This is a genomic window from Streptomyces fradiae ATCC 10745 = DSM 40063 (genome assembly GCF_008704425.1).
Lineage (GTDB): Bacteria > Actinomycetota > Actinomycetes > Streptomycetales > Streptomycetaceae > Streptomyces > Streptomyces fradiae.
Genome location: NZ_CP023696.1, coordinates 1,119,971 through 1,146,722 on the forward strand (window position 1 = coordinate 1,119,971; position 26,752 = coordinate 1,146,722).

The following is a 26,752-nucleotide window of genomic DNA, read 5'->3' on the forward strand; positions in this document are numbered from 1 at the left end:
GACACCGGGGGCGTACGGCCGTCCGGGGCCCCCGGGGCCGTACGCCCCCGGGGTGCGCGGTCCGGAGGCCGTGCGTCCGAACGGCGCGCGGGACTCCCGAGCCGTACGCCCGGGTGGTGCGGGGTGCCCGAGCCGTACGCCCGGGTGGTGCGGGGTGCCCGAGCCGTACGCCCGGGTGGTGCCGGGTGCCGGGGCCGCGCCCCGCAGGGGCCCCCGGGGCGGGCGGGCTACGGACGCAGGGCGCGCAGCAGCAGGTCCGCGAGGTGGTCGGCGACCTCGCGCGGGCTGAGCGGGCCGTCCGGCCGGTACCAGGTCGACAGGTGGTGCACCGAGCCGAAGTGGTAGTCGACCACCAGGTCGGCCGGGGTGGCCGAGGAGAACACGCCGGAGCGCTGGCCCTCCTCGACCAGGGCGCGGAACCGCTCGTGGTAGCGCCGCCGCTCGGCGCGGACCTGCTTGTTCTTCTCCGGGCTCAGGTGGTGCATGGAGCGGAAGAAGATCGAGGCGTCGTCCAGGTTCTCGATGGTGGTGACGACCACGTCGGCCGCCGCGTCGCGCAGCCGCCGCTCGACGGGCGCGTCCGCGCCGGCGAAGGCGTCGAGCCGCTCCTGCTGGAGGCGCAGCACCCGCGCGTACACCTCGTGCAGCAGGTCCTCCTTGGACCCGAAGTAGTGGTAGAGGGCGCCCTTGGTGACCCCGGCCGCCTCCACGATCTCCTGGACGGAGGTCCGGTCGTAGCCCCGCTCGGCGAAGAGGCGGGTGGCGGCGGCCAGCAGCCTGCGCGGGACGGGCGTGGCGCCGTTCCCGTCCGTCGTCCTGGCCATGGGCCGCCACCTCTCCTCGTCGTCCGTCCGGCTGGTCGTCCCACCGATCTTCCCACTCGCCGGGGCGGGCCTCACCGCCCGGTCGCCTCCCAGGTGCGCTGGACGCGGTTCATCCCGCCGAGCCAGCGCTCCGGCTCGGCGGCGCGCGCCCGGTAGTAGCCGGCGACCTCGGGGTGCGGGAGGATCAGGAACCGGTCCTCCGCCATGCCCGCGAAGAGCGCGTCCGCGACGTCCCCGGGCTCGACGGCGGTGGGGGCGAGGACCAGTTCGCCGGCCGACCCGGCGGCGGCGAGCATGTCGGTGCGCACGCCCTGCGGGCAGATGGCGTGGACCTTGAGCCCCCGGTGGCGGTACGTCAGGGACAGCCACTCCGCGAAGGCGTAGGCGCCGTGCTTGGTGACGCTGTACGGGGCGGCGCCGACCATGGTGAGCAGGCCCGCCGCCGAGACGGTGGACACGAACCGGCCACTCCCGCGCTCCAGCCAGTCGGGCAGCAGGACGCGGGCGGCGCGCACGTGCGCCATCACGTTGACGTCCCAGGCGGCGGACCAGACCTCCTCGCCCGCGGCGGCGTCGCCGGGCGAGGCGAGCCCGGCGTTGGCGCAGTAGACGTCGACGGCGCCGCCCAGCGCGTCGCGGGCCTCCTCCACGACGGCGGAGGCGTCTCCGGGCACGGGCACGGCGCCGATGTCCTCGGCCACCGCCCGTACGCGGGCGGGGTCGAGGTCGTTGACGGCGACCCGCGCCCCCTCGGCGGCGAACCTGCGCGCGAGGGCGGCCCCGATGCCGCCGGCCGCGCCCGTGACGACCACGCGCGCCCCCTGGAACGTGCCCGTGCTGCCCATGTGAACCCCTCTCCGCCGTGCGTCCGCCGGTGGGACCGGCCGCGATGACCGGCCGCGGGGACGGGCCCCGGACCGGCCCCGGACCGGCCGCGGGCCGGCTGCGCGCCGACCGCGAGGACCGGCCGCCGACCGGCAGACTAACCGGTCGGTATGTCCTGCGGGAAGGGGCACCGCGCTAGCCTGCGAGGTCTCGTGCCGGAGCGTGACGGAACGATCACGGAGGTGTCCCATGGGCGTGTCCAGACGGGGTCTGCTGGCGGTGGCGGGCGGTGCGCTGGGGGTGGCGGGGGTGGCGGGGGCCCCCGGCGCCGCGTCGGGCACCGGGGCAAACACCGGGGCGGGTGCGGGGGCCGGGGACGGGCCCGCGTTCGACGGGACCGGGGCCGGGGCCGGGGGGCGCGCGGCGGGGCGGCGGGTGCGCACCGGCTTCGAACGGCTGGCGGCCGACGGGTACGCCCCGCTCGCCGGGCAGCGGGTGGGCGTGGTGACCAACCCGACCGGGGTCACCGCCGGCGTACGGCACATCGTGGACGTGATGCACGCCGACGAACGGGTGCGCCTCGTCGCGGTGTTCGGCCCCGAGCACGGCTTCCGGGGCACCGCCCAGGCGGGCGGCTCCGAGGGCCGGTACGACGACCCGGCGACCGGGCTGCCGGTCTACGACACGTACGGCAAGAGCGGCCGCGCCCTCGCCGACGTGTTCGCCGCGTCCGGGGTGGACACGGTCGTGTTCGACATCCAGGACGCGGGCGCGCGCTTCTACACGTACATCTGGACCATGTACGACTGCATGGTCGCCGCCGAGCTAGCGGGGAAACGGTTCGTCGTGCTGGACCGGCCTAACCCGGTGGGCGGGCGGGCGGCGCTCGGGCCCGTACTGGACCGGGCGTACGCCACGTTCGTGGGCCGGGAGCCGATCGCGCAGGTGCACGGGATGACCGTCGCCGAGCTGGCGCGGCTGTTCAACGGGGAGTTCCTGGCGCGGCCGGTGCGCCTGGAGACGGTGCGGATGACGGGGTGGCGCCGGCGGGACCTCTTCGACGCGACGGGGCTGCCGTGGGTGCCGCCGAGCCCCAACATGCCGACGCCCGACACGGCGCTGGTGTACGGCGGGACCTGCCTGTTCGAGGGCACGAACCTGTCGGAGGGGCGCGGCACCACCCGGCCGTTCGAACTGCTGGGCGCCGAGGGCGTGGACCGGCGGTGGGCGGAGGCGGCGAACGCGCTGGAGCTGCCGGGCGTCACCTTCCGGGAGGCGTACTTCGCACCGGTGTTCTCCAAGTTCCAGGGCAGGACGGTCGGCGGGGTGCAACTGCACGTCCACGACCGGGCGGCGTTCGACCCGGTGCGCACCGGTGTCGGGCTGCTGGTGACGGCGAAGCGGACGTGGAGCGGCTTCGCCTGGCGCGCCGACCACTGGATCGACAAGCTGACCGGCTCCGCGACGGTGCGGACGATGGTCGACGCGGGCGCCGGTCCGGACGAGGTGGCCACCGCGTGGCAGCGGGACCTCGAGGCGTTCCGCGCGGTGCGCGGGGAGTACCTGCTGTACCGCTGAGCCGCTGAACCGAGGGGCGCGCGGGTGGGCGCGCGGCCGCCGACGGACCGTCACCGGCGGTCCCCGGCCCGGCCGGCAGCCGCCCGCCGCCCCGTTCCAGGGAGGGAGGCGGGCGGCCCGTGCGATTTCGATGGAGCCGGAAGGGGCACCCGTACGTCTCTTCAACGACGCCGAAGTACCAGCGACGGAGGTGGCGGAGCGATGGCCGGTTTCCGGAGTCTCGCCAGACAGGTTCGTGACCCCGGGTGCGACGTGGCGCTGCGGCGCTACTCGCTGCGCAAGTGCCTGGAGCGGTTCGCTCCGTACGGGCACCGCGCGACCTGGGACCACCTGTGCCGGCGGCACGGGTTCGGGCACGAGGACCGGGACCTCGATCCGGCGCGGCTGGTGGCCGCGCTCGACGAGGTGGAGGAGGCGCGGGCCGTGTGGCTCGCCTACGAGCGGCGGTTCGCGGAGCGGCGCCGCCGCGAGAAGCGCCTGGGGCTGCGCAGTCCGGGCCCGGTGGACGACTGGCACCGGCGCACCTGGGGCGGCAACGGCGTGGCGCGCTGCGCCGACCCCGCCGTGCACCCCCGGCTCCCGCTGGCCGAGGCGCTGCGGCGGCTGATCGCCGCCCTGGAGGCCGGGCCGGGCGGGCGCTGCCCGGTGTGCGCCGGCGCCCGGTTCGTCTGGCGGTGGGACGGCGGCGACGAGGCACGCGGCCCGGTGTGCGCCGGCTGCGGGGTGCTGGTGCCCGCTCCCGTCCTGTCGGCCGAGGCCCTGGCGGCGGCACGGCCGGGTGCGGGGCGGGCGGACGCGCGGGCGGGGGCGCTGGCCGCCGTGGGGTGAGCACGGCGGGGCGCCTCTGCGCCTACGCCTGCGCCTCGGCCTCGGCCTCGGCGCACTCGGGCGCGCGGCCCTCTCCGGTGCGCTGCCCGGCCCCGCGCTCGGCCGAACGGCCCGGTTCGAGAACGCGCGTGCCGGGGCCCCGCTCCCCCTCGGCGCGCTCGCCCTCCGTGCACTCGCCCTCCGCGGGCTGGCCCTCACGGCGCCCGCTCCGGTCGCGCCCGCGCTCACCCCCGTCCCCGCGGGACCCGTCCCCGCGGGACCCGTCCTCGCCGCGCCGGCGGGGGCGCTCCGGAAGCAGGCGGGAGCCGGCGATCCGCTCGCCGAACACGTCGTCCGGGTTGGACAGGACGCAGGTGTCGAGGGAGAGGCACCCGCAGCCGATGCAGTCGGTGAGGTGGTCGCGGAGCCGGCCGAGCTGCTGGATGCGGGCGTCCAGCTCGGCGCGCCAGGCGCGGGAGAGCCGCGCCCAGTCCTCGCGGGTGGGGGTGCGTTCCTCGGGCAGCTCGGCCAGGGCGTCCCGGATGGTGGCGAGGGGGATGCCGACGCGCTGGGCCGCCCGCACGAAGGCGACCCGGCGCAGTGCGTCCCGGGTGTAGCGGCGCTGGTTGCCGCTGGTGCGGCGGCTGCTGATCAGGCCCTTGGCCTCGTAGAAGTGCAGGGCGGAGACGGCCGCGCCGCTGCGCGCGGAGAGCTGGCCGACGGTGAGCTCGTGGACTTTCCCTGGAATCTGCGGCACCCGCCGAACCCTACTGGTCCGTTGACAAGGGCAACCGCCCCCCGCATGCTAAGCAAGCGCTTGGACACGACCATGGCACACCGGGGACAGGACCAGGGAGCAGGGATGGCGGAGCCGAGGATCTTCACTACCGTCGACGAGCTGAGGGCAGCGGTGGGCGAGCAGCTCGGCCACAGCGACTGGCTGGAGGTGGACCAGAAGCGGATCGACCTGTTCGCCGACGCCACCGGCGACCACCAGTGGATCCACGTCGACCCCGAGCGGGCGGCACAGGGGCCCTTCGGCGCGACCATCGCGCACGGCTACCTCACCCTGTCCCTCCTGCCCGTGCTGACACCGCAGGTGATGCGGGTGGAAGGGGTGCGGATGGGCGTCAACTACGGCACGAACAAGGTGCGTTTCCCGGCGCCGGTGCCGGTGGGCTCGCGGGTGCGGGCGACCGCGCTGGTGAAGGCGGTCGAGGACGTGCCCGGCGGGGTGCAGCTGACGGCGGTCGTGACGGTGGAGCGCGAGGGCGGCGACAAGCCGGTCTGCGTCGCCGAGTCGGTGTCCCGCTTCTACCTCTGAGCCGTCGGCGCGGCGGTCAGGGCCGGGGTCCGGCCGCCGCGCCGGGGCGCCGGTCGCGGGCGCCCACCATGCGCAGGACCAGGCCGGCGTAGAGCGCGCCCACCTCGTCGGGGGTTCGGCTGCCCTGCGCGTTGAACCAGCGCGCCACGTCGATGCACAGGGACAGCACGGCGAGGGTGGTGCCCGGCACGTCCGGTACGTCGAACTCGCCCGCCGCGACGCCCTCGCCGATGATGCGGCGCACCGCCGCGTCGGTCCTGCGGCGCAGGGCGACGATCTCCGCCCGGTGCTCGGGGCCGAGCGCGTCCAGCTCGTACTGGACGACGCGGGCGGTCGTGTGGCGCTCGGCATGCCAGCGGACGAAGGACCGCACGGCGTCGGCGAGCCGCTCGGCGGCGGTGCCGGGGCCGTTCGCCGCCTCCTCCAGGATCTCCAGCGCCTTGTCGTGGCCGATGCGGCTGATCCGGTGGAGCAGCTCCTCCTTGGTCTTGTAGTGGATGTAGAGCGCCGCCGGGCTCATCCCGGCCCGGCCGGCGATGTCACGGGTGGTGGTGGCGTGGTAGCCGCGCTCGGCGAAGGCGTCGACGGCCGCCACCAGCAGCCGCCTGGCCGCGTCGGGGGTGACCTCCCCCCACGGCGTCTCGCCGCCGGCCGTCTCCTCCGCCGCGCCCATCGCTCGCCCCTTCCGTCATACAAGGACGAACACCATACCGCGACGGTGAGCAAGCGCTTAGGGCCATGGGGGCGGAGGCGACCGGGCCGGGCGGCTCAGAGCTTCTGGAAGGGGTCGTGCTCGGCCAGCAGCTTCTCCAGCCGGGCCTGGTCGACGCGGCTGACGATCTGCCCGGCCTCCTGGCGGTCGCGGACGACCTTGGCGAGGGTGAAGGCGGAGGTGGTGAGGTAGAGGACCGCGATGCCCAGGAAGGCGCGGACCCAGACGTCCGCCTCCAGGTTGCCGATGCCGATCGCCACGGCGGCGATGGCGATGGCGAAGGAGGCGACCGCCTGGGCGTAGTAGGCCGCGGTGTTCTGCTGCTTGACCGGTGTGTCACTCATGGCATCGAGAATGCGCCACTGTGGCGTACGCCACCTCCGTCCGCCTACTCAGACCGGGTACTCAGACCGGGCCCCGGAGGAGCCGGGGCCCGGGGTCCGGAGGGGCGCTGAGGGCCGGGGTCCGGAGGGGAGGTGGGAGGCCGGGCGGGCGACCGGGCAGCCGCACCGGCGGCGGTGGTCGGACACGCCCGCCGCCTCGCCCTGGCAGGGCGCCTGCGGCAGTCACTGCGGATAGACGGCAGCACGGATGCGCTCCCGACTCTCCACCACCGTGCCGCCCAGAGGCGCCGCCTTCAGCTCTGCGTCGAGTTCCTGGAGCCGGTCACCGACCCTGGTGGAGCTGACCGAGCCCATCAGGGCCAAAGCTGTGCTCGTCGCGACGTCCGCAGCCTCTGGCTCCCCCGCTCGTACGTAGGCGCGGGCGAGCGCGATGTGGTCGAAGGCCCGGCTGCGGACCCGTTCGGCAGGCCGGTGCCCGGTGCCCTGCGCGATGAGGGTGATGGCACGCTCCGCGCGCGCGGGGACATGCTCGGCGGCTAGGAACTCGCACACCCCGGCCGTGACGTGGAACTCCGCAGCATCGAACCAGGCGGCCCAGCTCGGCGTCGGCTCGCCGCTGTCGGCCGCCAGCGCCGCCTCGGCGGCCGCGGTCGCGCGCTCCATCTCGGCGATGTCGCCCAGGACAGCGTGGCAGCGCGCCTCCAGGGAGCACAGCAGCGCCCGCAAACGCCCCGGCGGCAGCTTCCGTGTGCCGTACTGGGCGGCCTGCACCAGTTCCAGGGCGTCCTCGGCGTGACCAAGGTGGTTGGCCTGCCGGGCGAGGCAGTTCAGCAGGTGCCCACCGATCCCGGCACCGTGCCGCCCGGCCTGCTTGGCGGCTTGCAGGCCCAAGAGCAGGTAGCGCTGCGCCTCGCCGTGGACGCCGGCGTCATGGGTCATCCACCCGGCGACGCTCGCCAGCTCGGCGACGGCCGCGAACAGCGCCCGGCCCGTGTCCTCCGTGAACGTGCACGTACGGGCGAGGTGGGTGACCTCCTGGAGCTGTCCGACGACGGCGAGCCGGGAAAGGGCGCCGCCGTGTTCGTTGTCCAGGCGCCGGAACGCGCTCGTGGTGGCGTGGATGCGGTCGACATCCGACAGGCCCAGCTGGCGTCCGGGCTTGGCGGGCTCCGGGAGTGGCTCGTCGTCGGGCAGGTGCAGCCACGGCTGCACGGCGGTGACGAGTTCGGCGCCGCGCAGCAGGCGGGCGCGGGGCGGGGTCCGGTCATCGGTCACGGCGTCGCTCCGAGTGGTGTCGAGGATGGCGGCTACGACCGCGCGGGCTGACCACCCCTCCCCTGCCCGGCGCGGTCGGCTGCTGGAGAACCCGAGGTCGGCGGAGGTCAGCTCGTACGGCTGGCCGCACAGCTTGGTCAGCGCCTGCGCCAGGTACTCCGGAACCGGCTGCCGGGGCCGCTCCCCCTTGTTGATCCACCGCGATACCCGCGAGCTGTCCGTCTGGACGTCGTGCCGCCCGTGGCTGGCCGCGACCTCGTTCACGGCCTTGGCGACGCGTTCGTAGCTCGCGCCGGACAGGCGCACCCAGTGGGCGAGGGCTTCGTTCGGGCGTCCTGCCGGATGCGACACCGGTGTCCCCCTGGTCAGAGGTGGTGAGGGGTGCTGGCGGCCAAGGTCGTACGTTCCTCCAGGCTACGCGCGAAAGCGCAACGCGGCGCTGCTCAGAGGCAGTTCGCAGCGATTCGCAGCGGCGTCGCAGGACAGCCGGGGTCGGCGGGCGCACGTGAGCGCAGCGGCTTCGCCGTGGAGACGCAGCGACGGCGCGCGGTCAACTGGTCTCAGCCCGGCCGACACGGCGCCGGGAAACGAGACGGAGGAACGGACATGGCCATCAACGCCACCACCCCGATCAACGAGCAGGCTGACGAGAAGGTCGCCCAGGGCTTCGCCCCGCACGTCGCTGCCCACGACGTGGACGAGGTGACCCTCGGCCGGCAGGACTTCAACGACTCGGACAAGACCAACTACTTCGAGGGCTGAGCCTCCGGCTCGTCGTCACCCATCCGGGGGTCCGGGACCCGGCGGCATCGTCCGCTCGGCGCCGGGCCCCCGGCCCGTACCTCGCATCAGCACACAGGGGAGGCACACTATGGAGCAGCAGAACGCGGCGGCCGTCCAGGAGCTGCCGAGGACGCGCGGCGAACCCACCAGGACGGTGTTCGACGGGCCGTGCCGTCTGACCGTGACCGGTGACTGCGGAGCGAGCCGGGACGAGCTGGCGCAGGCCCTGACGGCGGTCGCCTCCCACGACTGGATGCGGCTGACGAACTGGCCCGGCTCGTACTGGGTCAGCGCGCACGCCCCGGACGGCACCCGCTTCATCGGCGGGGACCTCGCCGGCACCCGGCCCGTGTACTACACGCGGCACGAGCATGGCGACCCGACGTGGGCTGTGCACCTGGGCGACCTGGTGGAGCTGACCGGGGCCGCCGCGGACCTGGAGCTGCTCGTGGCCCGACTCGCCTGCGGCGCACAGCACTGGCCGCACCGCACCCTGTACCGGGGCATCAGCCTGGTGCCCGGCGGCTACGGCCTGGTCATCGCCCGCGGCGAAGCGACCGTGGTGGACATCTCCGGTATCCGGCCGGCCGCCGATCTGCCCGCCGCCGCCGCGGCCTTCGGGCACGTCCTCACCGAGGCCGTGCAGCGACCGGTGAGGAACGCGGGCGTGGAGGTCGGCGCGGACCTCTCGGGCGGCCTGGACTCGGCCACCGCCGTCCTCCTCGCGGCCGCCGTCGGCCCGGTTCGCGCGGTCACCTACACCGACGGTCACACCAGCGGCGAGGACGCCTCCTATGCCGTACGCATCGCCGAGCACGCCGGGATTCCGCACGAGATCGCGGCCGGCCGGGACGAGCACCTGCCGTTCCGTCTTGATGGCGTACCGGACACGGACGAGCCGGCCGCCGATGTCGTGAACTGGCACATGGACCGCCTCTACCTCGCCCCCGTCGCGGGCAGCCCGCTGCATCTGACCGGCCACGGCGGCGACGTGGTCCTGGACGCGAGCAGCGCCGCGTGGGTCGGCATGATCCAGCAGGGCGAGGAACGCGCCGCTAAGCGCCACGTCGCGTCATGGGCGCGGCTGCGCGGTCTCGCGCCGCGACCGTACTGGATGGAGCTGCGCCAGACCGCGGCGCTCGGGCGGGCCGGTGTGCTGCTGCGTGCGGCCGACGCCCTGGAGTCCGCTGCGCCGCTGACGGCTGACGGCTCGTCCGGCTGGACGTGGTGCCGCCCGGGTGCGGCGGCGTCCTGGCTGACCCCGTACGCCCGCGTCCGTGCGGCGGCGATGCTGCGGGAGGCCGCCGGCGGCGAGCAGCCCGAGTCCGCGGACGAGGCAGAGCAGTGGGCCGCGCTGCGGGCCACAGGGGAAGCGGCGCGTACGGCGCGGGCGCTGCATGCGCCGATCGGCGTGCGCCCGGTGTATCCGTTCCTCGACAACCAGGTCGTACGGGCTGCGTTCGCCGTGCCGGCGTCAGTGCGGCGCGGGGTGGTTACCTACAAGCCTCTGCTGGCCGCCGCGCTGCCGTCGCTGCCCGACTGGCTGACCTCGCGCCGCACCAAGGGGAGTTTCGCCTCCCAGCGGATCGCCGGGCTGGAGCGGCATCGGTTCGCGCTCGCCCAGCTCATCGAGGACAGCCCCTTGGTGGCCGCGGGCCTGATCGACCCGGCCGCAGCTCGGCGCACGCTGCTGGAGGCGGCGCGGGGGCAGAGCGCGGCCCCGATTGCGGAGTTGCACCAGCTGATCGCCGCGTGCCAGTGGCTGACCGGCCGCGCCCGAAGCGGCCCGGCCGGAGCGCGGGAGGCAGCGTGCTGACCCCGGCGCCGGGCGTGCACTACGCCATCACGTTGGACGGCACGGCCGTGCTGGACACCATGGCAGGGAAGTGGCTCATGCTCGACGCGTCTGCCGCCATGGTGTGGCGGGCGGCTGTGACGACGGGCTCCGTCGCCGGGCTCGCCGACCGGATCGCCATCCCGGCGGGACTCGACCCCGCCGCCGTACGGGACGCCGTGCACGACTGCGTGGCGAGCCTCCTGGAGCGCGGGGTGCTCGTGGACACCGCCCGCCCCCCGGCACCGCGGCGAAGGTGGTGGCGCCGGTGACCGTCGTCGCCCCCGGCGCCCGCCCCACGGCGCCGCTGCACCTGCGCCTGGTCGCCACGGTCGCCTTGGCACTCTCCCTCGCCCTGTGCCATGTGCCTCTGCGCCGACGCATCGCCGTCGTCCGTCAGGCACGCCGCCTGCCCTACGTCTCGGCCCGTCGGCTCGACGCCCTGTACACCGCGACCACGGCGGCCGTGCCGCTGTGGTGGCCGGGCCGGGTCGCCTGCATGGAGATCAGCCTGGCCACGGTCATCGCCGCCGCGCTCACCGGGCGGCGGGCCCGCTGGGTGCTCGGCGCGCGGTTCCGGCCCGACGCCGCCCACGCCTGGGCGGAAGTGCCCGGCCATGCCGTCGGCCGCGACATCGGCGATGCCGTCGACCGGCCGTGGACCGCGGTCATGCGCGTCCCTTGACCGGCCGCGGGTAGCAGACTCCGCGCCCCGGGGGCGACCCTCCCCGCCCCGGGTCGCGGACATGGACAGGTGAATTCGTGGACGCAGGTTGACGGCTCGTTCCGCTGAACTGTGGGTTCACACCGGGCCGCTGGAATACACGTTGCCCCCGCCCGTGCGGGGGCCGCTTCATGTCCGCGTGACATCTCCCAGCACCGCACTGCCCGCGGCACCCGCCGGGCAGGCCCCGCACATGCGCCTCGCCTCCGACCGGCACTACGAGGCCGCCACCGCCCTCAGTACCCTCACCATCGCCAGCCGCTTGCCCCGCACCCTCCGGCAGGCCGCCGCCCTCGCATGGCAAGCCGACCGTACCGCCGTCGTCCTCCTCCTGGCTGGACAGGTCACGGGCGCCGTGCTGACCGCGCTTGCCCTGGCCGCGACCGCGCATGTCCTGGGCGCGCTGATGAACGCCGACGACATCGTTCAGGGCCTGCGGGGCAACCTGTCTGCACTGCTCGTGCTGGCCGGGGCGAGCGCGGGCCGGTACCTCGTGGACGCCTTCGCCCGCGCCGCCGCCGCCCGCCTCGCGCCGAAGGTCACCCGCGAGGCCGACCTCAAGGTCATCACCGCGGCCACGTCCGCCGAGCTCGTCGCCTACGAAGACCCCGACTTCGACAACGCCTACGCCGCCGCCGGAGACGGCGCGGAGAAGACCCGCGACCTCATCCTCGACGCCCAGGCACTCACCTCCGCCCTCGCCCAGCTCGTCGCCGCGGCCGCCGTCGCCTCCGTCCTTCACCCGCTACTCATCCCGCTGCTGCTCCTGGCCGTCGCCCCCTGCGCCTGGGGCGCCGTCCGCGCCGCCCGCATCGAACACGCCGCCCACCACCGCAACCTCTCCGACACCCGCCTGCGCGCCGTGTTCCGCAACTACTCCACCGAGCGCACCACCGCCGACGAAGTCCGCGCCAACACCATGGCCGCCTTCCTCATCCGCCAGTACCGAGTCGTCTCCGGCCGACTGGAAGCCGAACAGCTCACCGCCTCACGCCGCGCCCTGGTCGTGCAGGGCGCCGGCGACGCGCTGTCCGCCGCCGGAATGCTCCTGACCTGGGCTGCGCTCGTCGCCTTCGTCGCAACCGACCGGATGGACCTTGCGGTCGCCGGAACCGCCGCCCTGGCCGTACGGACCTCCGGCAACGCCCTGTCCTCCCTCGTGCGGGCCGGCGCCCGCCTGTTCCGCACCTCGCTCGCCCTGGACGACTGGGCCCGCTTCCTCACACTGGCCGGACAGTGGACCGGCAAACGCGGTACCAGGCAGATCACCGCCGCACCCCAGGTCATCACCGCTCGGACGGCCTCGTTCACCTACCCCGGCGCCGATGCCCCGTCGCTCACCGACATCGACCTGACCGTCCACCGCGGCGAAGTCATCGCTCTGGTCGGCGAAAACGGCTCCGGGAAGACGACGCTGTCCAAGCTCCTGACCGGTCTGTTCCTCCCCACGGCCGGGACCGTCTCATGGGACGCGCACGACCTCGCCGACTGCAACATCGACACCGTCTTGCGGCAGGTTGCCGTCGTGCCGCAGGACTACACCCGCTGGCCGCTCGCCGCCCGCGAGAACATCACCCTCGGCCAACCTCGCCCCGAAGGCGACAGCGCGGTACACGCGGCCGCCGAAGCCGCCGGCGCCGACAGCGTCATCGCCCGGCTCCCCCAAGGTCTCGACACCTCCCTGGCCCGCTCCTGGTGGGGCGGACACGACGTCTCCGGCGGCCAGTGGCAGCGCCTCGCCGTCGCCCGCGCCTTCCACCGCGACGCCCCGGTCCTCGTCCTGGACGAGCCCACCGCCGCCCTCGACGCGCGCGCCGAACACCGCATCTTCACCCGCCTGCGCGAACTGGCCTCCGGCCGCACCACCATCTTCATCACCCACCGGCTGGTGAACACCAAGCTCGCCGACCGGATCTACGTCCTCGACCAGGGCCGCATCGTCCAAAACGGCACCTTTGACGAACTCGTCAGCGAAGGCACCGGCCTGTTCCACGAGATGCTGAAACTCCAGGAAGACCGATGACTCCGCCAGGGGAAACCGGTGGCTTACAGCGACAGCGTGCCAAGCAGCAAGGCAGGAGCCCGAGGTGTAACGGATAACGGCCGTTGACGTTCCGGGAGTGAAGGGGTTGCGGCTTATGCCAACCCGCAGCGATCCGGAGGAACGGTGCTGAGGAGCCGCTCGCGCAGTCGCCCATCGAGTCGGAGCCGGACCTTTCCCATGTGTGGGTTGTCGCCGCGGAGATTGAGGTGGTACCGGGGATCGCCAAGGTGGCCGACTACCGGGGCAGCTTCAGGACGACTGAGGGCCAGCGCATCGAGGCGCTCGAGGTCTACTGCGAGGGCTGCTGCCGCCCGTACGACGAGCTTGCCGGCAAGGACTGCGCAGCAAAGATCGACAACCGGCACCTGATCGGCGGAGACCAGAGCACTCGCGCCAAGCGGAAGATCCCCGCCCCGCCGAAGAACGCCCGCGTGGTCGCCGGGGGGTGCATCCAGCGCCGCGGCATGCGCCACTGTCGGCTACGACGCCTCCGTCCGCCTACTCAGACCGGGCCCGGGAGGGGGGCGCCGGGCCGGCGTCCGGAGAGGCCGGCTCCGGTCCGGGAGGAGGCGGCCGGGGGCGGCAGCACGCCGGCGGGCGGGCGGCGGCTCAGAAGGCGGAGATCCCGGTGAGCGCGCGGCCGATGATGAGCTTCTGGATCTGGCTGGTGCCCTCGTACAGCGTCATCACGCGCGCGTCGCGCAGCAGCTTGCCGACCGGGTACTCGTCGATGTAGCCGTAGCCGCCGAAGACCTGCAGGGCGCTGTTCGCACTGCGCACGGCGGCCTCCGAGGCGAAGAGCTTCGCCTGGGACGCGGCCGTGGCGAAGTCCAGGCCCCGGTCGATCAGGTCGGCGACGCGCCAGGTCAGCAGCCGCGCCGCCGCCACGTCCACGGAGATGTCGCTGATCAGCTCCTGCACGAGCTGGTACGAGGCGATGGGCTTGCCGAACTGCTCGCGCTGCCCGGCGTAGCCGACCGCCGCGTCGAGCGCCGCCTGCGCGATGCCCACGCACCCGGCGGCGACGGACATGCGGCCCTTGGCGAGGGCCGACATGGCCACCGAGAACCCCTTCCCCTCGGGGCCCAGCAGCGCCCCGGCCGGGACGCGCACGTCCCGGAGGACCAGCTCCGCCGTGGGCTGGCCGCGCAGGCCCAGCTTGCCGTGCACCGGGCGGCGGTCGAGCCCGGCGGCGTCGGCCGGGACGAGGAAGGCGGAGACGCCCCGGTGGCCGGGGGCGTCGGAGGTACGGGCGAAGAGGAGGACCACGTCGGCCCAGGTGCCGTTGGTGATGAACATCTTGGAGCCGTTGAGCGTCCAGTCCCCGCCGGGCTCCCGGACCGCCCGGGTGGCCAGCGCGGCGGCGTCGGAGCCGCTGCCGGGCTCCGTGAGGCCGAAGCAGCCGAGCGCCTCGCCGGAGGCGAGGGCGGGCAGCCAGGCGCGCTTCTGCTCCTCCGTACCCCAGGCGGCGACCGTCTTGGCGACCAGGCCGAGGGAGACCGAGACGAGGCCGCGCACGGAGGAGTCGCCGCGCCCCAGCTCCTCGGTGACCAGGCAGTACGCCAGGTGGTCGCCGCCGGAGCCGCCGTACTCCTCGGGGAGGGTGAGGCCGAGGAAGCCGAGCGCGCCCAGGCGGCGCACGACGGCCGGGTCGACGCTCTCCTCGCGGTCCCAGCGGGCCGCGTGCGGGGCGACCTCGCGCCGGACGAAGTCCTCCGCCAGGCGGCGGACGGCCTCCTGCTCCCCGGTCAGCTCCAGGTCCACGGACCCCCCTTTAATTAGCGGCGCTAGTTTTATCGGGCAGCCCTACTATGTGCCGCATGGCCAGACCGCGCAAGCCCCTGCTCAGCCGAGACCGCATCGTCGCGGCGGCGGGCTCACTGATCGACGCGGAGGGGCTGGAGGCGGTGTCGACCCGCCGTCTCGCCGCCGAACTGGGCGTGAGCGGCCCGTCGCTGTACAACCACTTCCGCACCAAGGACGAGATCCTGGAGGCGGTCGCGGACGCGGTCAGCGCGCGGGTCGACCTGTCGATGTTCGACGCGTCCGACGGCCGCGACTGGCGGACGGCGCTGCACGACTGGGCGCTCTCCTACCGGGCCGCCCTCGCCGACCACCCCCACCTCGTCCCGGTGCTCGCCCGGGGCCCCGGCCGCCGGCCCGCCGGGCTGCGGGTCGCCGACGCGGTGTTCGGCGCGATGGTGCGGGCGGGGTGGCCGCCCGCGCAGGCGACCCACATCGGCGCCCTCATGCGGTACTTCATCACCGGCTCGGCGCTGGGCTCCTTCGCGCGGGGCTTCGTGGACGACGAGAGCGCCTACGACCCGGCCGACTACCCGCACCTGGGCCAGGCGCACCTGCTGGCCGAGCGGCGGGAGCAGGTGGACCGGGGCGCCTTCGAGACGGGCCTGCGGGCGCTGCTCGACGGGCTGGCGCTCCAGTACGCCGCGCTGGCGCCGGGCGGGCGGGGCGCGGCGGCCACCGGCGCGGCGGCGCGGGGCGGCGGACAGGGCGGTTAGGGAGCGGCGGGACGCGAGGCACCGGGTGCGCGGCCAGGACGCCCGGCGGGGGCGAGGGCGGATGGCGGTGGGCGGTGGGCGGCGACTCCACGGCGGGCGGCGGGCGAGTGCGTCGGTGCGGGGCCGGGCGGTGGCGGGCGGGCCGGGCGGTGGCGGGCGGGTGCGTCGGTGCGGGGCCGGGCGGTGGCGGGTGGGCGGTGGCGGGCTGCGGGCGGGTGCGTCGGTGCGGGGCCGGGCGGTGGCGGGCGAGTGCGCTGGTGCGGGGCCGGGCGGTGGCGGGCGGCGGGCGGGTGCGTCGGTGCGGGGCCGGGCGGGTGGCCCCGCGGCGGGGGCCGAACGGTGGACGCGCGATGCTGGAGGGATGACGACCCGCTCCCCCGCCGCCCGGGACCTCGCCGCACTCGCCGCGCTGCTGGCCGACGAGACGCGCGCCGCGTTCTGCCTCGCCCTGCTGGACGGCCGCGCCTGGACGGCCGGCGAACTGGCCCGCCACGCGCGCGTGGCGCCGTCCACGGCCAGCGGGCACCTGGGCCGGCTGGTCGCGGGCGGGCTGCTCGCCGAGGAGCGGCAGGGCCGCCACCGGTACGTGCGGCTGGCGGACGCGCGGGCGGCCCGGCTGGTGGAGGGCCTCCTCGCGCACACCGGGCCGGAGGCCGCCGCGCCGCCGCGCACCCTGCGGGAGGCCGGCGCGCGGGGCGCCATGGCGCGGGGCCGCACCTGCTACGACCACCTGGCCGGCTGGCTGGGCACCGCCATCACGGACGCGATGACCGCGCGGGGGCTGCTCGAACGGGAGGCCGGGTTCGCGCTGAGCGGGAGCGGCCTGCGCTGGTTCGCCGGCCTCGGGGTGGAACTGGCCGCCGGGGGGCGGCGGCCCCTGGCGCGCGGCTGCCTGGACTGGACGGAGCGCAGGCCGCACCTGGCCGGGGTGGCGGGCGCGGCCCTGTGCCGGCACGCGCTGGACTCCGGGTGGTGCGTACGCATCGGGACGGAGCGCGCCGTGAAGGTCACCGCCGAGGGCGAGCGGGCGCTGGGCGACCTGCTGGGCATCGCCCCGGCCGCCCTGCGCTGAACGGGGCGTCCGCCCGGGGTGGGCGCTGCTCCGGGGCCACGCCGTTCCCGGGGCGGTCCTGAGGGAACGTTTCGGCCGGGGGCGAACCGTCCCGGCCCTACGGTCGGGCCATGGTCTCCGCTCCCCTTCCCCCCTCCGCCCGTGCGCGGCGCACCGCCCTGGCGGCCGCCGCCGTCAGCGTCGTCCTGTGGGCGTCGGCGTTCGTGTCGATCCGCAGCGCCGGGTCCGCGTACTCGCCGGGCGCGCTGGCGCTCGGGCGGCTGCTCGCCGCGTCGCTCACCCTGGGCTGCCTCCTGCTGGTGCGGCGCGAGGGGCTGCCGCCGCGCGCCGCCCGGCCGGGGATCGCGCTGTCGGGGCTGCTGTGGTTCGGGGCCTACATGGTGGCGCTCAACTGGGGGGAGCGGGAGGTCGACGCGGGGACGGCGGCGCTGGTGGTGAACATCGGCCCGGTGCTCATCGTGCTGCTGGGCGCCCGGTTCCTCGGCGAGGCGGCGCCGCCCCGGCTGGTGGCGGGGATGGCGGTGTCGTTCGCCGGGGCCGTCGCGGTCGGGCTGTCGGTGTCGGGCGGGGGGCGGGCGCCGGTCCTCGGCGTGGGCCTGTGCCTCCTCGCGGCGGCGGGGTACGCGGGCGGGGTGGTCGCGCAGAAGCCGGCGCTGCGGCACGCGAGCGCGCTCCAGGTGACCGGGTACGGGTGCCTCACCGGGACGGTGGCGTGCCTGCCGTTCGCCGGGGCGCTGGTCGAGGAGGCCGGGCGGGCGCCGCTGTCGGCGACGCTGAACATGGTCTACCTGGGGGTGTTCCCGACCGCACTGGCGTTCACCACGTGGGCATACGCACTGGCCCGTACGCCCGCCGGGCGGATGGGGGCGACGACGTACGCGGTGCCCGCGCTGGTGGTGCTGATGTCCTGGCCGGTGCTGGGCGAGGTGCCCGGCGCGCTGACGCTCGCGGGCGGGGCGCTGTGCCTGGCGGGGGTGGCGGTGTCGCGCTCCGGGCCCCGGACGCGGACCGCTTGAGCGGTACGCGCGCCCGGGGCGGGGCGGACCGGGCGTCCGGAGTAGGGCGCCCCGGGCGAGCGGGGTGGGGCGGGGTGGGGCGGTGCGCCGGCCGGGCGGCGGGTCAGAAGACGACCAGGGCCCGGCCGCCCTTGCCGGCGAGCATGTTGGCGAACGCCTCGGGGATCTGGTCGAGGCCGATCCGGTCCGTGACCAGCGCGCCGAGGTCGAGGCGGCCCGCGCGGACGTGCCCGGCGATCACCGGCAGGTCGCGGGCCGGGTCGGAGTTGCCGTACACGCAGCCGGAGAGGGTGCGGCCCCAGTGGAAGATCTCCAGGGCGTTGAACACGACCTCCTGGTCCTTGCCGCCGATCCCGACGACCGTGGTGCGCCCGCCGCGCCGGGTGGAGTCCCACGCGGTACGGATGGTGGCGGCCCGGCCGACGCACTCCACGGCCACGTCGGCGCCCCGTCCACCGGTCAGCGCGCGGACCTCCCGCGCGGTCGTGGCGGAGGCGACGACGAAGTCGGTGGCGCCCGCGGCCTTCGCCAGGGCCTCCTTCTCCGGTGACACGTCCACCGCGACGACGGGCCCCGCCCCGGCGATCCGGGCCGCCTGGAGCGCGGCCAGCCCGACCCCGCCCACGCCGACGACCACGACCGACTCGCCCCTGCGGACCCGCGCCGAGTGGTGCACGGCGCCGTAGCCGGTGAGCACGGCGCAGCCGAGGAGGGCCGCGTCGGTGAGGGGGACGCCCTCCGGCGCGGGCAGGACGCACCGGGCGGGGACCACCGTCTCCTCCGCGAAGGCGGCCACGTTCAGGCCGGGGTGCAGCTCCCTGCCGTCCTCGGTGACGGCGTGCGCGCGGCCGACGCCGGACAGGGCGTCGGCGCACAGCCAGACCTCGCCCGCGCGGCAGTGGTCGCAGACACCGCACGACGGCGCCCAGTTGAGGACGACGCCGTCGCCGGGCGCGACATGGGCGACGCCCTCCCCGACGGAGACGACGGTGCCCGCGCCCTCGTGGCCGAGGACGGCGGGGACGGGCACGCGCATCGTGCCGTCGGACAGGGACAGGTCGGAGTGGCACACCCCGGCGGCGGCGAGGCGGACGCGGACCTCGCCGGGGCCCGGTTCGGGCAGGCGGATGCCGGTGATCTCCAGCGGAGAACCGACGGAGGGCAGGACGGCGGCGCGGACGACCATCGGTTTCTCCCGACGACTGGTGGCGGTCAGGCCCGGAGCGGGCCGGTGGGCGGTACGGAGGGGGCCGGCGGGCGGGGCCGGGGCCCGAGCGGCGCCCGAGGGCCCTGGACGGTGACCCAGGCGCCGGGCGGTGCGGCGGGGCTCGCGGTCAGAACTGGAGGGACTTGGTGTGGAGGTACTCGGCGAGGCCGTGGGCGCCCAGCTCGCGGCCGACGCCGGACTGCTTGTACCCGCCGAACGGGGCGAGCGGGTTGAACCGGCCGCCGTTGACGTCCACCTGCCCGGCGTCCATGCGGCGGGCGAAGGCGGCGGCGGCCTCCGGCTCGCCCCACACGGCCCCGGCCAGGCCGTAGACCGTGCCGTTGGCGATGCGCAGGGCGTCCTCCTCGTCCTCGTACCGCAGGAACGCCACCACCGGGCCGAAGATCTCCTCCTGGGCGATCGTCATGTCGGGGGTCACGTCGGCGAAGACGGTCGGCGCGACGTAGAAGCCGCGCTCCAGCGGCGGCCGGGGGCCGCCCGCGACGATCCGGGCGCCCTCGGCGACGCCCTTCTCGATGTACGCGACGACGCGGTCCCGCTGGGCGGCGCTGACCAGCGGGCCGATCCGGTCGCCCGCCGGGTGCTTCGCGGCGGCCTCGGCGGCGAGGGCGACGGCCTCCTCGTACCGGTCCGCCCGCACGAGGACGCGGGTGAGGGCGTTGCAGCGCTGGCCGGAGTTGGACATGACGCTGGCGACGCTCCCGGCGACCGCCCTCGGCAGGTCGGCGCCGGGCAGGATCACGCTCGCGGACTTGCCGCCCAGCTCCAGGGCGACCCGCTTGACCGAGCCGCCCGCGGCGGCGCCGATCCGCCTGCCGACGGCGGTGGAGCCGGTGAAGGAGACCATGTCGACGCCGTCGTGGTCGACGAGCGCCTGCCCGGCGACGTGCCCGAGGCCGGTGACGACGTTGACGACGCCCGCCGGGAACCCGGCGGCGTGCGCGCACTCGGCGAACAGGCGCGCCGTCAGCGGGGTCTCCTCGGCCGGCTTGACGACGACGGTGCAGCCCGCCGCGAGGGCCGGGGCGACCTTGGCGACGATCTGGTGCAGCGGGTAGTTCCACGGCGTGATCGCGCCGACGACGCCGACCGGCTCCAGCAGCACCGTGGAATTGCCGATCCGCTCCTCGAACGCGTACGTGCGGAGGAGTTCGGCGTACGAGCCGGCCACCGTGACCGGCAGTCCGGCGTGCACGGCGTGGGCGAGCTTCGGCGGGGCGCCCAGCTCGGCGGTGACGGTCGCGGCGATCTCGTCCTGACGGGCGGCGAGCGCGTCGCGGAGGGCGGCCAGCCGGGCGGCGCGCTCCGCGGGCGGGGTGGCGGCCCAGCCGGGGAAGGCGGTCCGCGCGGCCCGCACGGCGGCGTCGACGTCGGCCGCCTCACCGGCCGGGACGGTGGCGAAGGGCTCCTCGGTCGCCGGGTTCACCACGGTGATGGTGCCGGTGCCGTCGGCGGGCCGCCACGCACCGCCGATGTACATCCCGTCGTGGACCTTCATCGCTGTCTCCTTCGGCCTGCCGGCTGCGGTCGTCGTGCGCGTCGCCCACCAAACTAGCGGCGGTAGTTTTCCGCCGCCAGGGGTCGGCGCGTCACACTCCGCCGTCCGCCGCGGGGCGGGCGGGCGCCCGCGGGTGGCCACGATCCTGCCATCCGCCCCGCCCGGCGTCCGGCCCGGCCCACCCCGGCGTCCGGCCCACCCCGGCGTCCGGCCCCGCCCCGCGCGGACACCCGCCCGGCCGGGCGGGTGTCCGGCACTCCGGCGCGGCGGCACACCAGAGGCCGCCCGTCGGGGCGGCGGCACGGTCGGCGGGTACGCGCGCGGAACACCGCCGGCAGGCGCGGCGGCACGACCGGCGGGGGTGCAGGCGGCGCCACCGGCAGGCGCGGGCGCCCGCCTGCGCGGCACGACCGGCGGCGCGGGCGGCGTCCGGGCGGCGCGGTACGACCGGCAGCGCGGGCGGCGTCCGGGCGGCGCGGCACGACCGGCGGCACGGGCGGCGCGGTCCGGGCGGCGCGGCACGACCGGCGGCACGGGCGGCGTCCGGGCGGCGCGGTACGACCGGCGGCCCAGGCGGCGCGGTCCGGGCGGCGGGCGCACGCGCGGCGGACCCGCGTCAGGCGCGGGCCCGCCGGTCAGGCCCCCCGCGGACCGTCCGCCGGGATCGTGTCCGTGAGGTGGGCGAAGACCACGATGTTGGCGGCGTACCCCTTCTCCCTGTCGAAGGCGCCGCCGCAGGTCAGCAGGCGCAGCTCGGGGCGCGGGGCGGGCCCGTACACCTCCTTGTCCGGGAACCGCTCCTTGTCGAAGGTGCGCACGCGGTCGACGGTGAACACCGCGGTGACCCCGTCCTGACGGGTGATGCGGACGGTGTTGCCGGGCTTGAGCACGTCGAGGTTGAGGAACACGGCGGGGCCGGTGCGGGTGTCGCGGTGGCCGACCAGGATCGCGGTGCCCTTCTCGCCCGGCGTCGCGCCGTCCTCGTACCAGCCGGCCACCTTGGGGTTGTCGACCGGCGGGGACGTCAGCCGGCCGCTGCCGTCGAGGCCGAGGCGGACCAGGGGCGCCTCGATGGTGATGGCCGGGACGGCGACCCGTACGGGCGGCGAGGCGGGCAGCGGCGCGGGGGACGGCCTGGCCGGCGGCTTCACCGACGGCCGCGGCGAGGGCTCCTTCGGCGCCGGGGGCCGCGCGGCGGGCCGGCCCGGTCCGGCCCCCTGCACCGGCGGCCCCGCCTCCGCCGCCGCGCCACGGGCCGCCGGCCGGCCGGCCTTGGACTCGGTGGCGGGCGGCGGCGGGGTCACGGGCCCCGGCGGCGCCGCCGCCACCGCCGGGGCGGGCCCGGACGGGTCGCCGTCACGGGCCCACCAGACCCCGCAGGAGACGAGCGCCACCGCCACGACCAGCGTCCGGGTGAGACGGAGGAGGCGCCGCCGCCGGCGGGCGAACCGTGGATGCCGGGGCCTACGCGGCGCCATCGGCGCGACGGCGACGGCGGACGAGGACCACCCCGGCGGTACCCGCCAGGCCGGCCGCGAGCGCCGCTCCGACACCGAACGCCGGCGTCTCGTCGGCGGGCCCGGCGGCCGTGCCGCCGCCGCCCGCGCCCACTCCGCCGTGCGGGCCCTTGCCGTCGTAGTCCTGCTTCTCGCCCTTGTCCTTCTCGGTGTCCTTGCCCTTGTCCTTGTCGCCGTGCTTGTTCTTGTCGCCGTGGCCGTTCGGGCAGTCGACGCGGAAGACCTTCAGGTTGCCCGGCACGGTGGCGCCGGGGAAGGTCCAGGTGAGCCTGTACTGACCCTCGGGCAGCGTCAGTTCGGTGGTCTGGCCGGTGCCGGTCGGCGCCAGGTTGATGGCGCCCGTCAGCGTCGGGTCGCCGGTCTCCAGCGGCTGCGGGGTGATCGTGTACGTGACCTGCTGCAGGCCCGCGAAGTTGAAGGCGGCCAGGTAGAAGCGGCACACCTTGGACTCGCTGCGCTGGTCGAGCGGCGGGGTGTCGGTGTCGTGGATCGCGATGTCGCCGTTGTCGCCTGGTGCGGCGACGGCCGCCGGCGCACCGGCGAAGGCGATGCCGCCGAGGGCGAGTCCGGCGACGGCGGCGCGCAGGAGTGGTCGGGCTGCGGTCATGACGGGTTCCTCCGTGAGGATGTCGTACGGATCAACCGATAATCTGACTATCTGACACGGACTCGGCATATGGCGCATTGCGCGCGGCGCGGCGCAGGCGGTTCGCCCGGTCGGCCCAGAACGCCCGTCACTCCGGCTCCGGGGGCGCGGGCGGCGGCCCTCGAACCCCGAGGCCCCCTCCCCCGGAGCCGGGCATGGCACCGTGGCCCCGGAAGGCCGCCCGAAGGCCGTGACACCGGCCCCGCGGACCGCGATCCGGCGCCCCCACCCCGGAACACCGACGCCCGGAACCGTGATCCGGAAGCCGCCACCCCTCAGGCCCGGACCCGCAGGCCCGAACCCTCAGGCCCGGACCTCGCAGACTTCGCCCCTCAGGCCCGAACCCCGCAGACACCGCCCCTCAGGCCCGAACCCCGCAGACACCGCCCCTCAGGCCCGAACCCCGCAGACCCCACACCGCAGGCCCCGCCGCGGGAACCAGGCCGGCGCCGGCTCCGTCCCATCACCCCGGCCCCACGCCCGGCTTCACCCCGCCACCCCCGCCGCACGCCCCCCGTCGCCCCCACCTCGGCGAGGCGGCGGCCCGAACGGAACGGACCCCGGAACCCCCACCCCGTTGACGCGGGACACCCCGGAATCCTACGGTCATCCATAGGATTTCATGACAGGAGCGTGCGATGGGCATGGGCGGCGCCGCACAGGCGGACGAGCAGGCGAGGAAGACGGCCGAGAGCCTGGAGTACCTGACCGGCTTCGGCAACGAGCACCAGTCGGAGGCCGTCCCCGGCGCCCTCCCGGTGGGCCGGAACTCTCCGCAGCGGGCCCCCCTCGGGCTGTACGCGGAGCAGCTGAGCGGCAGCGCCTTCACCGAGCCGCGAACCCACAACCGCCGCTCGTGGCTGTACCGGGTCCGCCCCTCGGCGGCGCACCCGCCGTTCACCCGCGCGGACAACGGCGCGCTCCGCTCGGCACCCTTCACGGAGACGGTCCCCGACCCCAACCGGCTGCGCTGGAACCCGCTGCCGGAGCCCGCGCCCGGCACGGACTGGCTGGCCGGCCTGTGGACGCTGGGCGGCAACGGCGACGTGACGCAGCGCACCGGCATGGCCATACACCTCTATCACGCCAACGCCCCCATGGAGCGGGTGTTCAGCGACGCCGACGGCGAGCTGCTGATCGTCCCGGAGCGCGGCGGGCTGCTGCTCCGCACGGAGCTGGGCCTGCTGGCCGTGCGCCCCGGCGAGGTGGCGCTGGTCCCGCGCGGCGTCCGCTTCCGCGTACAGCTCCTGGACGGCACCGCGCGCGGCTACGTGTGCGAGAACTACGGGCAGCCCTTCCAGCTCCCCGACCTCGGCCCGATCGGCGCCAACGGCCTGGCCAACCCGCGCGACTTCCGGGCGCCGGTCGCCGCGTACGAGGACGTGGAGGGCCCGGTCGAGGTCGTCAACAAGTACTGCGGGAACCTGTGGCGGGCGACGTACGGCCACTCGCCGCTGGACGTGGTCGCCTGGCACGGCAACTACGTGCCGTACGTCTACGACCTGCGGACCTTCAACGTCATCGGGACGATCAGCTACGACCACCCCGACCCGTCGATCTTCACGGTGCTGACGTCGCCGACCGACACGCCCGGTCTGGCCGGGGTCGACTTCGTCGTGTTCGCGCCGCGCTGGCTGGTGGGGGAGGACACGTTCCGGCCGCCGTACTTCCACCGGAACGTGATGAGCGAGTACATGGGCCTCATCGAGGGCGCGTACGACGCCAAGGCGGAGGGCTTCGTGCCCGGCGGCGGGTCGCTGCACAACATGATGTCGGCGCACGGCCCGGACCGGGAGACCTTCGACAGGGCGAGCGCCGCCGAGCTGGAGCCCCAGAAGATCGACGACGGGCTCGCGTTCATGTTCGAGACGCGCTGGCCGCTGGCGGCGACCGGGCAGGCGGTGGACGCCGACCACCTGCAGCGCGGGTACGACGAGGTGTGGCAGGGTCTGGAGCGCCACTTCCGCCCGTGAGTACGCCGCCGTAGGGTCGTACGCCGCACACCGCAGTACGGAGATGCCGTGTCCGCCTTCGCCCCCGACTCCCTGGTCCTGAACCGGAAGCTCCCCCTCTGGTACCAGGTGTCCCAGTCCCTGCGCGCCTCGATACTGGGACGCTCCCCGGACGCGTCGCTGCGGCTGCCCACCGAGGAGCAGCTCGCGGCGCACTACGGGGTGAGCGTGCTGACCATGCGGCAGGCGCTCAAGGAGCTGGAGCAGGAGGGCCTGATCAGCAGGCACCGGCGGCGCGGCACCTTCATCGAGCCGGGCGCCCGGCGCAGCGCCCCGCGCCGGGTGCTCGGCTCGGTCGACGCGATCGTGGCGCAGCAGTCCGGTGAGCGGACGACGGTCCTCGGGCACGGCGCGGCGGGGGTGCCCGGGGATCTGGCGGAGTACTTCCCCGGCGTGGCGGAGGTCGTCACGTACCGCAGGCTCCGCCGGGACGTGGAGACGGACGAGCCGACGAACTGGGCGGAGAACGCGGTCCGCCCGGAGCTGGCCGACCGGATCGACGTGGCCGACCTGGAGCGCTGGCCGATGACGAAGGTGCTGCGGGACACGGTCGGGGTGCGCATCAGCCGGATCACCGACACGGTCGAGGCGCGGCTGGCCGACCCGGTGACGGCCGGGCTGCTGGACGTGCCGCTGCTGTCGCCGATCCTGCACTACACGGGCGTGACGTACGACGAGGACGGCCGGGTCGTGGACGTGGCCCGCATCCGCTACCGGGGCGACCGCTTCTCCTTCACGGTCACGGTCGAGGCGGACTGACCCCGCCGCCCGGCGGGGTGGGACGTGGCGGAGCCGCGGCCGGGCGTGAGCGGGGGCCCGACGACGGGCCGAGGACGGGGACGGGCCGGAGAGCGGGCACTAGCATGCGGCGCGTGAACGCGGACGTGTCCCCCGACGACGTGTCTCCCCCGGGCACGTCCCCCGACGACGTGCCCCTGCTGGACGACCTCATGCCGTGGTCCGTGCCGCCCCCTCGCTGGGGCCGGGAGTGGGTGGCGGCGCCGGACCGGGGGACGTTGAGGGCCCGGTGGGAGGCGCTGACGGCGGCCGGCGGCGCGGAGCGGGAGGCGCTGTTCCGGCCGAGCCGGGCCCGTACCCCGCGCAGCGCCGTGGCCGCCCTGCCGGGGCAGCGGACCGGGACGGGGCGCCTCGCTCGGGAGGGCGGGCCGTGCCCGGAGCCGGTGCGGATCGCGCACGGGCCGTTCGACACGCGCTGGCTGCTGCCGGACCACCGGCTGCTCGACGCGGCCCGGCCGGAGCTGTGGCGGGTCGCGGACGAGCGGCAGGTCTTCGCCGTGGAGCAGGGGTACGTGCCCGCGGCGGCGGGGCCCGCGCTGCTGGTGACGGCCCCGCTCCCGGACGGCCGCTCCCCCGCCGGGCGGCCCGGCCTTATCCGCCCGCTGTACCGGCGGCCCGGCGGCCGGGAGCCGAACGTCGCGCCCGGCCTGACCGGGCTGCTGGGCGGGCGCCTCGGGTGGGAGCCCGCCGCCGAGGACCTGCTGGCGTGGGCGGTCGCGGTCGCGGTGCCGTCCCCGGCCGGCTGCCGGGTGCCGCTGACGGGCGACCCCCGGCTGTGGGCGGCCGGGGTGGAGCTGGGGCGCCGCGTGGTGGAGGTCCAGCTGCGGGGCGCCCGCGGCGGGCGGCGCCCGAGGCTGCCGGGCGGGCGGCGCCCCTATGTGCGGGCGGCGCTGCCCGTGTGGCCGGACGCGCTCGCGTACGACGCCGGCGAGGAGGTGCTGCACGTGGGCTCGGGGCGGGTGGCTCCCGTACCGGCGGAGGCGTGGGAGTACCGGGTGTGCGGCGTGCGGGTGCTGCCCCTGTGGTTCGAGCGGCGGACGGCGGGCGCCGAACCGGGCACCCTGGAGGCGGTCCGCCCGGCGGCCTGGCCGCAGGAGTGGACGTCGGAGCTGCTGGAGCTGATCACCGTCCTGGCGCTGCTGGCCGCCCTGGACCGGGAGCGCGCCGCCCTCGCGGCCCGCCTCGGGTCCGATCCCGTCACCCGCACCGCCCTGCGGGCCGCGGGGGTGCTGCCGCACCCGCCCGCCGCGCGGCGCCCGGCATCGGTCCTGGACCACCGCGAGGAGGGCCCGGAGGGCCAGTTCGCCCTGCTGTAGCGCCGCCCGCGCCGCGGGCGCACACCCGGCGCACCCGCCGCCCACCCACGGCCCTC

The 26,752-nt window shown here is 75.9% G+C and carries 24 protein-coding genes and 1 pseudogene; 14 read left to right on the forward strand and 11 right to left on the reverse strand.

Features of this window, described 5'->3' with window-relative positions; all coding sequences use genetic code 11:
• Positions 1-227: 227 nt before the first annotated feature.
• A complete protein-coding gene (locus tag CP974_RS04835; RefSeq protein ID WP_031136505.1) occupies positions 228-824 on the reverse strand; it encodes a TetR/AcrR family transcriptional regulator in 597 nt (198 codons plus the stop codon).
• A 71-nt stretch (positions 825-895) separates the two neighbouring features.
• A complete protein-coding gene (locus tag CP974_RS04840; RefSeq protein ID WP_031136503.1) occupies positions 896-1,669 on the reverse strand; it encodes an SDR family oxidoreductase in 774 nt (257 codons plus the stop codon).
• A 229-nt stretch (positions 1,670-1,898) separates the two neighbouring features.
• On the opposite strand from CP974_RS04840, the gene CP974_RS04845 reads away from it, so the two are divergent.
• Positions 1,899-3,227, forward strand: a complete 1,329-nt coding sequence (locus CP974_RS04845) for an exo-beta-N-acetylmuramidase NamZ family protein (protein ID WP_150485770.1) — start codon at positions 1,899-1,901, stop codon at positions 3,225-3,227.
• A gap of 201 nt (positions 3,228-3,428) precedes the next feature.
• Positions 3,429-4,055, forward strand: a complete 627-nt coding sequence (locus CP974_RS04850) for a hypothetical protein (protein WP_031133137.1) — start codon at positions 3,429-3,431, stop codon at positions 4,053-4,055.
• A 253-nt stretch (positions 4,056-4,308) separates the two neighbouring features.
• Here the strand turns inward: CP974_RS04850 and soxR are convergent.
• Positions 4,309-4,791 (reverse strand): annotated as a pseudogene (gene soxR, locus CP974_RS04855) (redox-sensitive transcriptional activator SoxR); the annotation flags it as partial.
• Between the two features lie 105 nt (positions 4,792-4,896).
• On the opposite strand from soxR, the gene CP974_RS04860 reads away from it, so the two are divergent.
• Positions 4,897-5,358, forward strand: coding sequence for a MaoC family dehydratase (locus tag CP974_RS04860; RefSeq protein ID WP_031133133.1), 462 nt, complete (start codon positions 4,897-4,899; stop codon positions 5,356-5,358).
• A gap of 16 nt (positions 5,359-5,374) precedes the next feature.
• On the opposite strand, the gene CP974_RS04865 is transcribed toward CP974_RS04860, so the two are convergent.
• From CP974_RS04865 to CP974_RS04875, 3 genes are all read right to left on the reverse strand, one after another.
• Complete coding sequence (locus CP974_RS04865) at positions 5,375-6,031, reverse strand: TetR/AcrR family transcriptional regulator (RefSeq protein ID WP_037938287.1); 657 nt, start codon at positions 6,029-6,031, stop codon at positions 5,375-5,377.
• Between the two features lie 95 nt (positions 6,032-6,126).
• The gene (locus tag CP974_RS04870; protein WP_031133129.1) at positions 6,127-6,414 is read right to left on the reverse strand and encodes a YiaA/YiaB family inner membrane protein; all 288 of its coding nucleotides are present in this window, start codon (positions 6,412-6,414) and stop codon (positions 6,127-6,129) included.
• A gap of 222 nt (positions 6,415-6,636) precedes the next feature.
• Positions 6,637-8,040, reverse strand: coding sequence for an NsdA family TPR-like regulatory protein (locus CP974_RS04875; protein WP_140160781.1), 1,404 nt, complete (start codon positions 8,038-8,040; stop codon positions 6,637-6,639).
• 255 nt (positions 8,041-8,295) lie between these two features.
• Here CP974_RS04875 and CP974_RS29440 point away from each other — a divergent pair, with 255 nt between their 5' ends.
• From CP974_RS29440 to CP974_RS04890, 5 genes are all read left to right on the forward strand, one after another.
• Positions 8,296-8,451, forward strand: coding sequence for a hypothetical protein (locus CP974_RS29440; protein ID WP_158100705.1), 156 nt, complete (start codon positions 8,296-8,298; stop codon positions 8,449-8,451).
• Between the two features lie 109 nt (positions 8,452-8,560).
• Positions 8,561-10,288: an asparagine synthase-related protein gene (locus CP974_RS04880; RefSeq protein WP_051839609.1), complete on the forward strand. Its 1,728-nt coding sequence runs from the start codon at positions 8,561-8,563 to the stop codon at positions 10,286-10,288.
• The gene (locus CP974_RS29445; protein ID WP_031133123.1) at positions 10,282-10,578 is read left to right on the forward strand and encodes a PqqD family peptide modification chaperone; all 297 of its coding nucleotides are present in this window, start codon (positions 10,282-10,284) and stop codon (positions 10,576-10,578) included. The genes CP974_RS04880 and CP974_RS29445 overlap by 7 nt, the downstream gene beginning before the upstream one ends.
• Positions 10,575-10,991 (forward strand): lasso peptide biosynthesis B2 protein, encoded by a 417-nt coding sequence (locus CP974_RS04885; protein ID WP_158100706.1) that lies wholly within the window; start codon positions 10,575-10,577, stop codon positions 10,989-10,991. Before CP974_RS29445 ends, CP974_RS04885 begins: the two co-directional genes overlap by 4 nt.
• Positions 10,992-11,169: 178 nt before the next feature.
• Complete coding sequence (locus tag CP974_RS04890; protein WP_223844668.1) at positions 11,170-13,053, forward strand: ATP-binding cassette domain-containing protein; 1,884 nt, start codon at positions 11,170-11,172, stop codon at positions 13,051-13,053.
• 630 nt (positions 13,054-13,683) lie between these two features.
• Here the strand turns inward: CP974_RS04890 and CP974_RS04900 are convergent.
• The gene (locus CP974_RS04900; RefSeq protein ID WP_031133114.1) at positions 13,684-14,838 is read right to left on the reverse strand and encodes an acyl-CoA dehydrogenase family protein; all 1,155 of its coding nucleotides are present in this window, start codon (positions 14,836-14,838) and stop codon (positions 13,684-13,686) included.
• Between the two features lie 56 nt (positions 14,839-14,894).
• On the opposite strand from CP974_RS04900, the gene CP974_RS04905 reads away from it, so the two are divergent.
• The 3 genes from CP974_RS04905 to CP974_RS04915 all read left to right on the forward strand — a co-directional run bounded on the left by CP974_RS04905 (position 14,895) and on the right by CP974_RS04915 (position 17,681).
• Positions 14,895-15,593 (forward strand): TetR/AcrR family transcriptional regulator, encoded by a 699-nt coding sequence (locus tag CP974_RS04905; protein WP_051839603.1) that lies wholly within the window; start codon positions 14,895-14,897, stop codon positions 15,591-15,593.
• 361 nt (positions 15,594-15,954) lie between these two features.
• Positions 15,955-16,665 (forward strand): ArsR/SmtB family transcription factor, encoded by a 711-nt coding sequence (locus CP974_RS04910; protein WP_031136394.1) that lies wholly within the window; start codon positions 15,955-15,957, stop codon positions 16,663-16,665.
• Positions 16,666-16,775: 110 nt separating this feature from the next.
• Entirely contained in the window at positions 16,776-17,681 is a 906-nt protein-coding gene (locus CP974_RS04915) for a DMT family transporter (RefSeq protein WP_051840042.1), read from the forward strand.
• 103 nt (positions 17,682-17,784) lie between these two features.
• On the opposite strand, the gene CP974_RS04920 is transcribed toward CP974_RS04915, so the two are convergent.
• The 4 genes from CP974_RS04920 to CP974_RS04935 all read right to left on the reverse strand — a co-directional run bounded on the left by CP974_RS04920 (position 17,785) and on the right by CP974_RS04935 (position 22,531).
• On the reverse strand, positions 17,785-18,867 hold the full coding sequence (locus CP974_RS04920) for a Zn-dependent alcohol dehydrogenase (protein ID WP_031136390.1): 1,083 nt from the start codon (positions 18,865-18,867) through the stop codon (positions 17,785-17,787).
• Positions 18,868-19,015: 148 nt separating this feature from the next.
• Positions 19,016-20,407 carry an aldehyde dehydrogenase family protein gene (locus tag CP974_RS04925; RefSeq protein ID WP_031136388.1) on the reverse strand — a complete coding sequence of 464 codons (1,392 nt, stop codon included), beginning with the start codon at positions 20,405-20,407 and terminating at the stop codon, positions 19,016-19,018.
• Between the two features lie 635 nt (positions 20,408-21,042).
• Positions 21,043-21,885 carry a class F sortase gene (locus CP974_RS04930; protein ID WP_031137140.1) on the reverse strand — a complete coding sequence of 281 codons (843 nt, stop codon included), beginning with the start codon at positions 21,883-21,885 and terminating at the stop codon, positions 21,043-21,045.
• Positions 21,872-22,531: a hypothetical protein gene (locus tag CP974_RS04935; protein ID WP_031137142.1), complete on the reverse strand. Its 660-nt coding sequence runs from the start codon at positions 22,529-22,531 to the stop codon at positions 21,872-21,874. The genes CP974_RS04930 and CP974_RS04935 overlap by 14 nt, the downstream gene beginning before the upstream one ends.
• 677 nt (positions 22,532-23,208) lie before the next feature.
• Here CP974_RS04935 and hmgA point away from each other — a divergent pair.
• The 3 genes from hmgA (at position 23,209) to CP974_RS04950 (ending at position 26,696) form a co-directional block, all read left to right on the forward strand.
• Positions 23,209-24,543: a homogentisate 1,2-dioxygenase gene (gene hmgA / locus CP974_RS04940; protein ID WP_174887819.1), complete on the forward strand. Its 1,335-nt coding sequence runs from the start codon at positions 23,209-23,211 to the stop codon at positions 24,541-24,543.
• A gap of 48 nt (positions 24,544-24,591) precedes the next feature.
• Complete coding sequence (locus CP974_RS04945; protein WP_031134115.1) at positions 24,592-25,341, forward strand: GntR family transcriptional regulator; 750 nt, start codon at positions 24,592-24,594, stop codon at positions 25,339-25,341.
• Positions 25,342-25,445: 104 nt separating this feature from the next.
• Positions 25,446-26,696 (forward strand): type ISP restriction/modification enzyme, encoded by a 1,251-nt coding sequence (locus tag CP974_RS04950; RefSeq protein ID WP_158100720.1) that lies wholly within the window; start codon positions 25,446-25,448, stop codon positions 26,694-26,696.
• The last annotated feature ends 56 nt before the right edge of the window (positions 26,697-26,752 follow it).

Excerpts from the sequence above, each read along its gene's own strand:
- CP974_RS04835 (WP_031136505.1), bottom strand. The coding sequence starts at position 824 with ATGGCCAGGACGACGGACGGGAACGGCGCCACGCCCGTCCCGCGCAGG.
- CP974_RS04840 (WP_031136503.1), bottom strand. The coding sequence starts at position 1,669 with ATGGGCAGCACGGGCACGTTCCAGGGGGCGCGCGTGGTCGTCACGGGC.
- CP974_RS04845 (WP_150485770.1), top strand. The coding sequence starts at position 1,899 with ATGGGCGTGTCCAGACGGGGTCTGCTGGCGGTGGCGGGCGGTGCGCTG.
- CP974_RS04850 (WP_031133137.1), top strand. The coding sequence starts at position 3,429 with ATGGCCGGTTTCCGGAGTCTCGCCAGACAGGTTCGTGACCCCGGGTGC.
- CP974_RS04860 (WP_031133133.1), top strand. The coding sequence starts at position 4,897 with ATGGCGGAGCCGAGGATCTTCACTACCGTCGACGAGCTGAGGGCAGCG.
- CP974_RS04865 (WP_037938287.1), bottom strand. The coding sequence starts at position 6,031 with ATGGGCGCGGCGGAGGAGACGGCCGGCGGCGAGACGCCGTGGGGGGAG.
- CP974_RS04870 (WP_031133129.1), bottom strand. The coding sequence starts at position 6,414 with ATGAGTGACACACCGGTCAAGCAGCAGAACACCGCGGCCTACTACGCC.
- CP974_RS29440 (WP_158100705.1), top strand. The coding sequence starts at position 8,296 with ATGGCCATCAACGCCACCACCCCGATCAACGAGCAGGCTGACGAGAAG.
- CP974_RS04880 (WP_051839609.1), top strand. The coding sequence starts at position 8,561 with ATGGAGCAGCAGAACGCGGCGGCCGTCCAGGAGCTGCCGAGGACGCGC.
- CP974_RS04905 (WP_051839603.1), top strand. The coding sequence starts at position 14,895 with ATGGCCAGACCGCGCAAGCCCCTGCTCAGCCGAGACCGCATCGTCGCG.
- CP974_RS04910 (WP_031136394.1), top strand. The coding sequence starts at position 15,955 with ATGACGACCCGCTCCCCCGCCGCCCGGGACCTCGCCGCACTCGCCGCG.
- CP974_RS04915 (WP_051840042.1), top strand. The coding sequence starts at position 16,776 with ATGGTCTCCGCTCCCCTTCCCCCCTCCGCCCGTGCGCGGCGCACCGCC.
- CP974_RS04920 (WP_031136390.1), bottom strand. The coding sequence starts at position 18,867 with ATGGTCGTCCGCGCCGCCGTCCTGCCCTCCGTCGGTTCTCCGCTGGAG.
- CP974_RS04925 (WP_031136388.1), bottom strand. The coding sequence starts at position 20,407 with ATGAAGGTCCACGACGGGATGTACATCGGCGGTGCGTGGCGGCCCGCC.
- CP974_RS04930 (WP_031137140.1), bottom strand. The coding sequence starts at position 21,885 with ATGGCGCCGCGTAGGCCCCGGCATCCACGGTTCGCCCGCCGGCGGCGG.
- CP974_RS04935 (WP_031137142.1), bottom strand. The coding sequence starts at position 22,531 with ATGACCGCAGCCCGACCACTCCTGCGCGCCGCCGTCGCCGGACTCGCC.
- hmgA (WP_174887819.1), top strand. The coding sequence starts at position 23,209 with ATGGGCATGGGCGGCGCCGCACAGGCGGACGAGCAGGCGAGGAAGACG.
- CP974_RS04950 (WP_158100720.1), top strand. The coding sequence starts at position 25,446 with ATGCGGCGCGTGAACGCGGACGTGTCCCCCGACGACGTGTCTCCCCCG.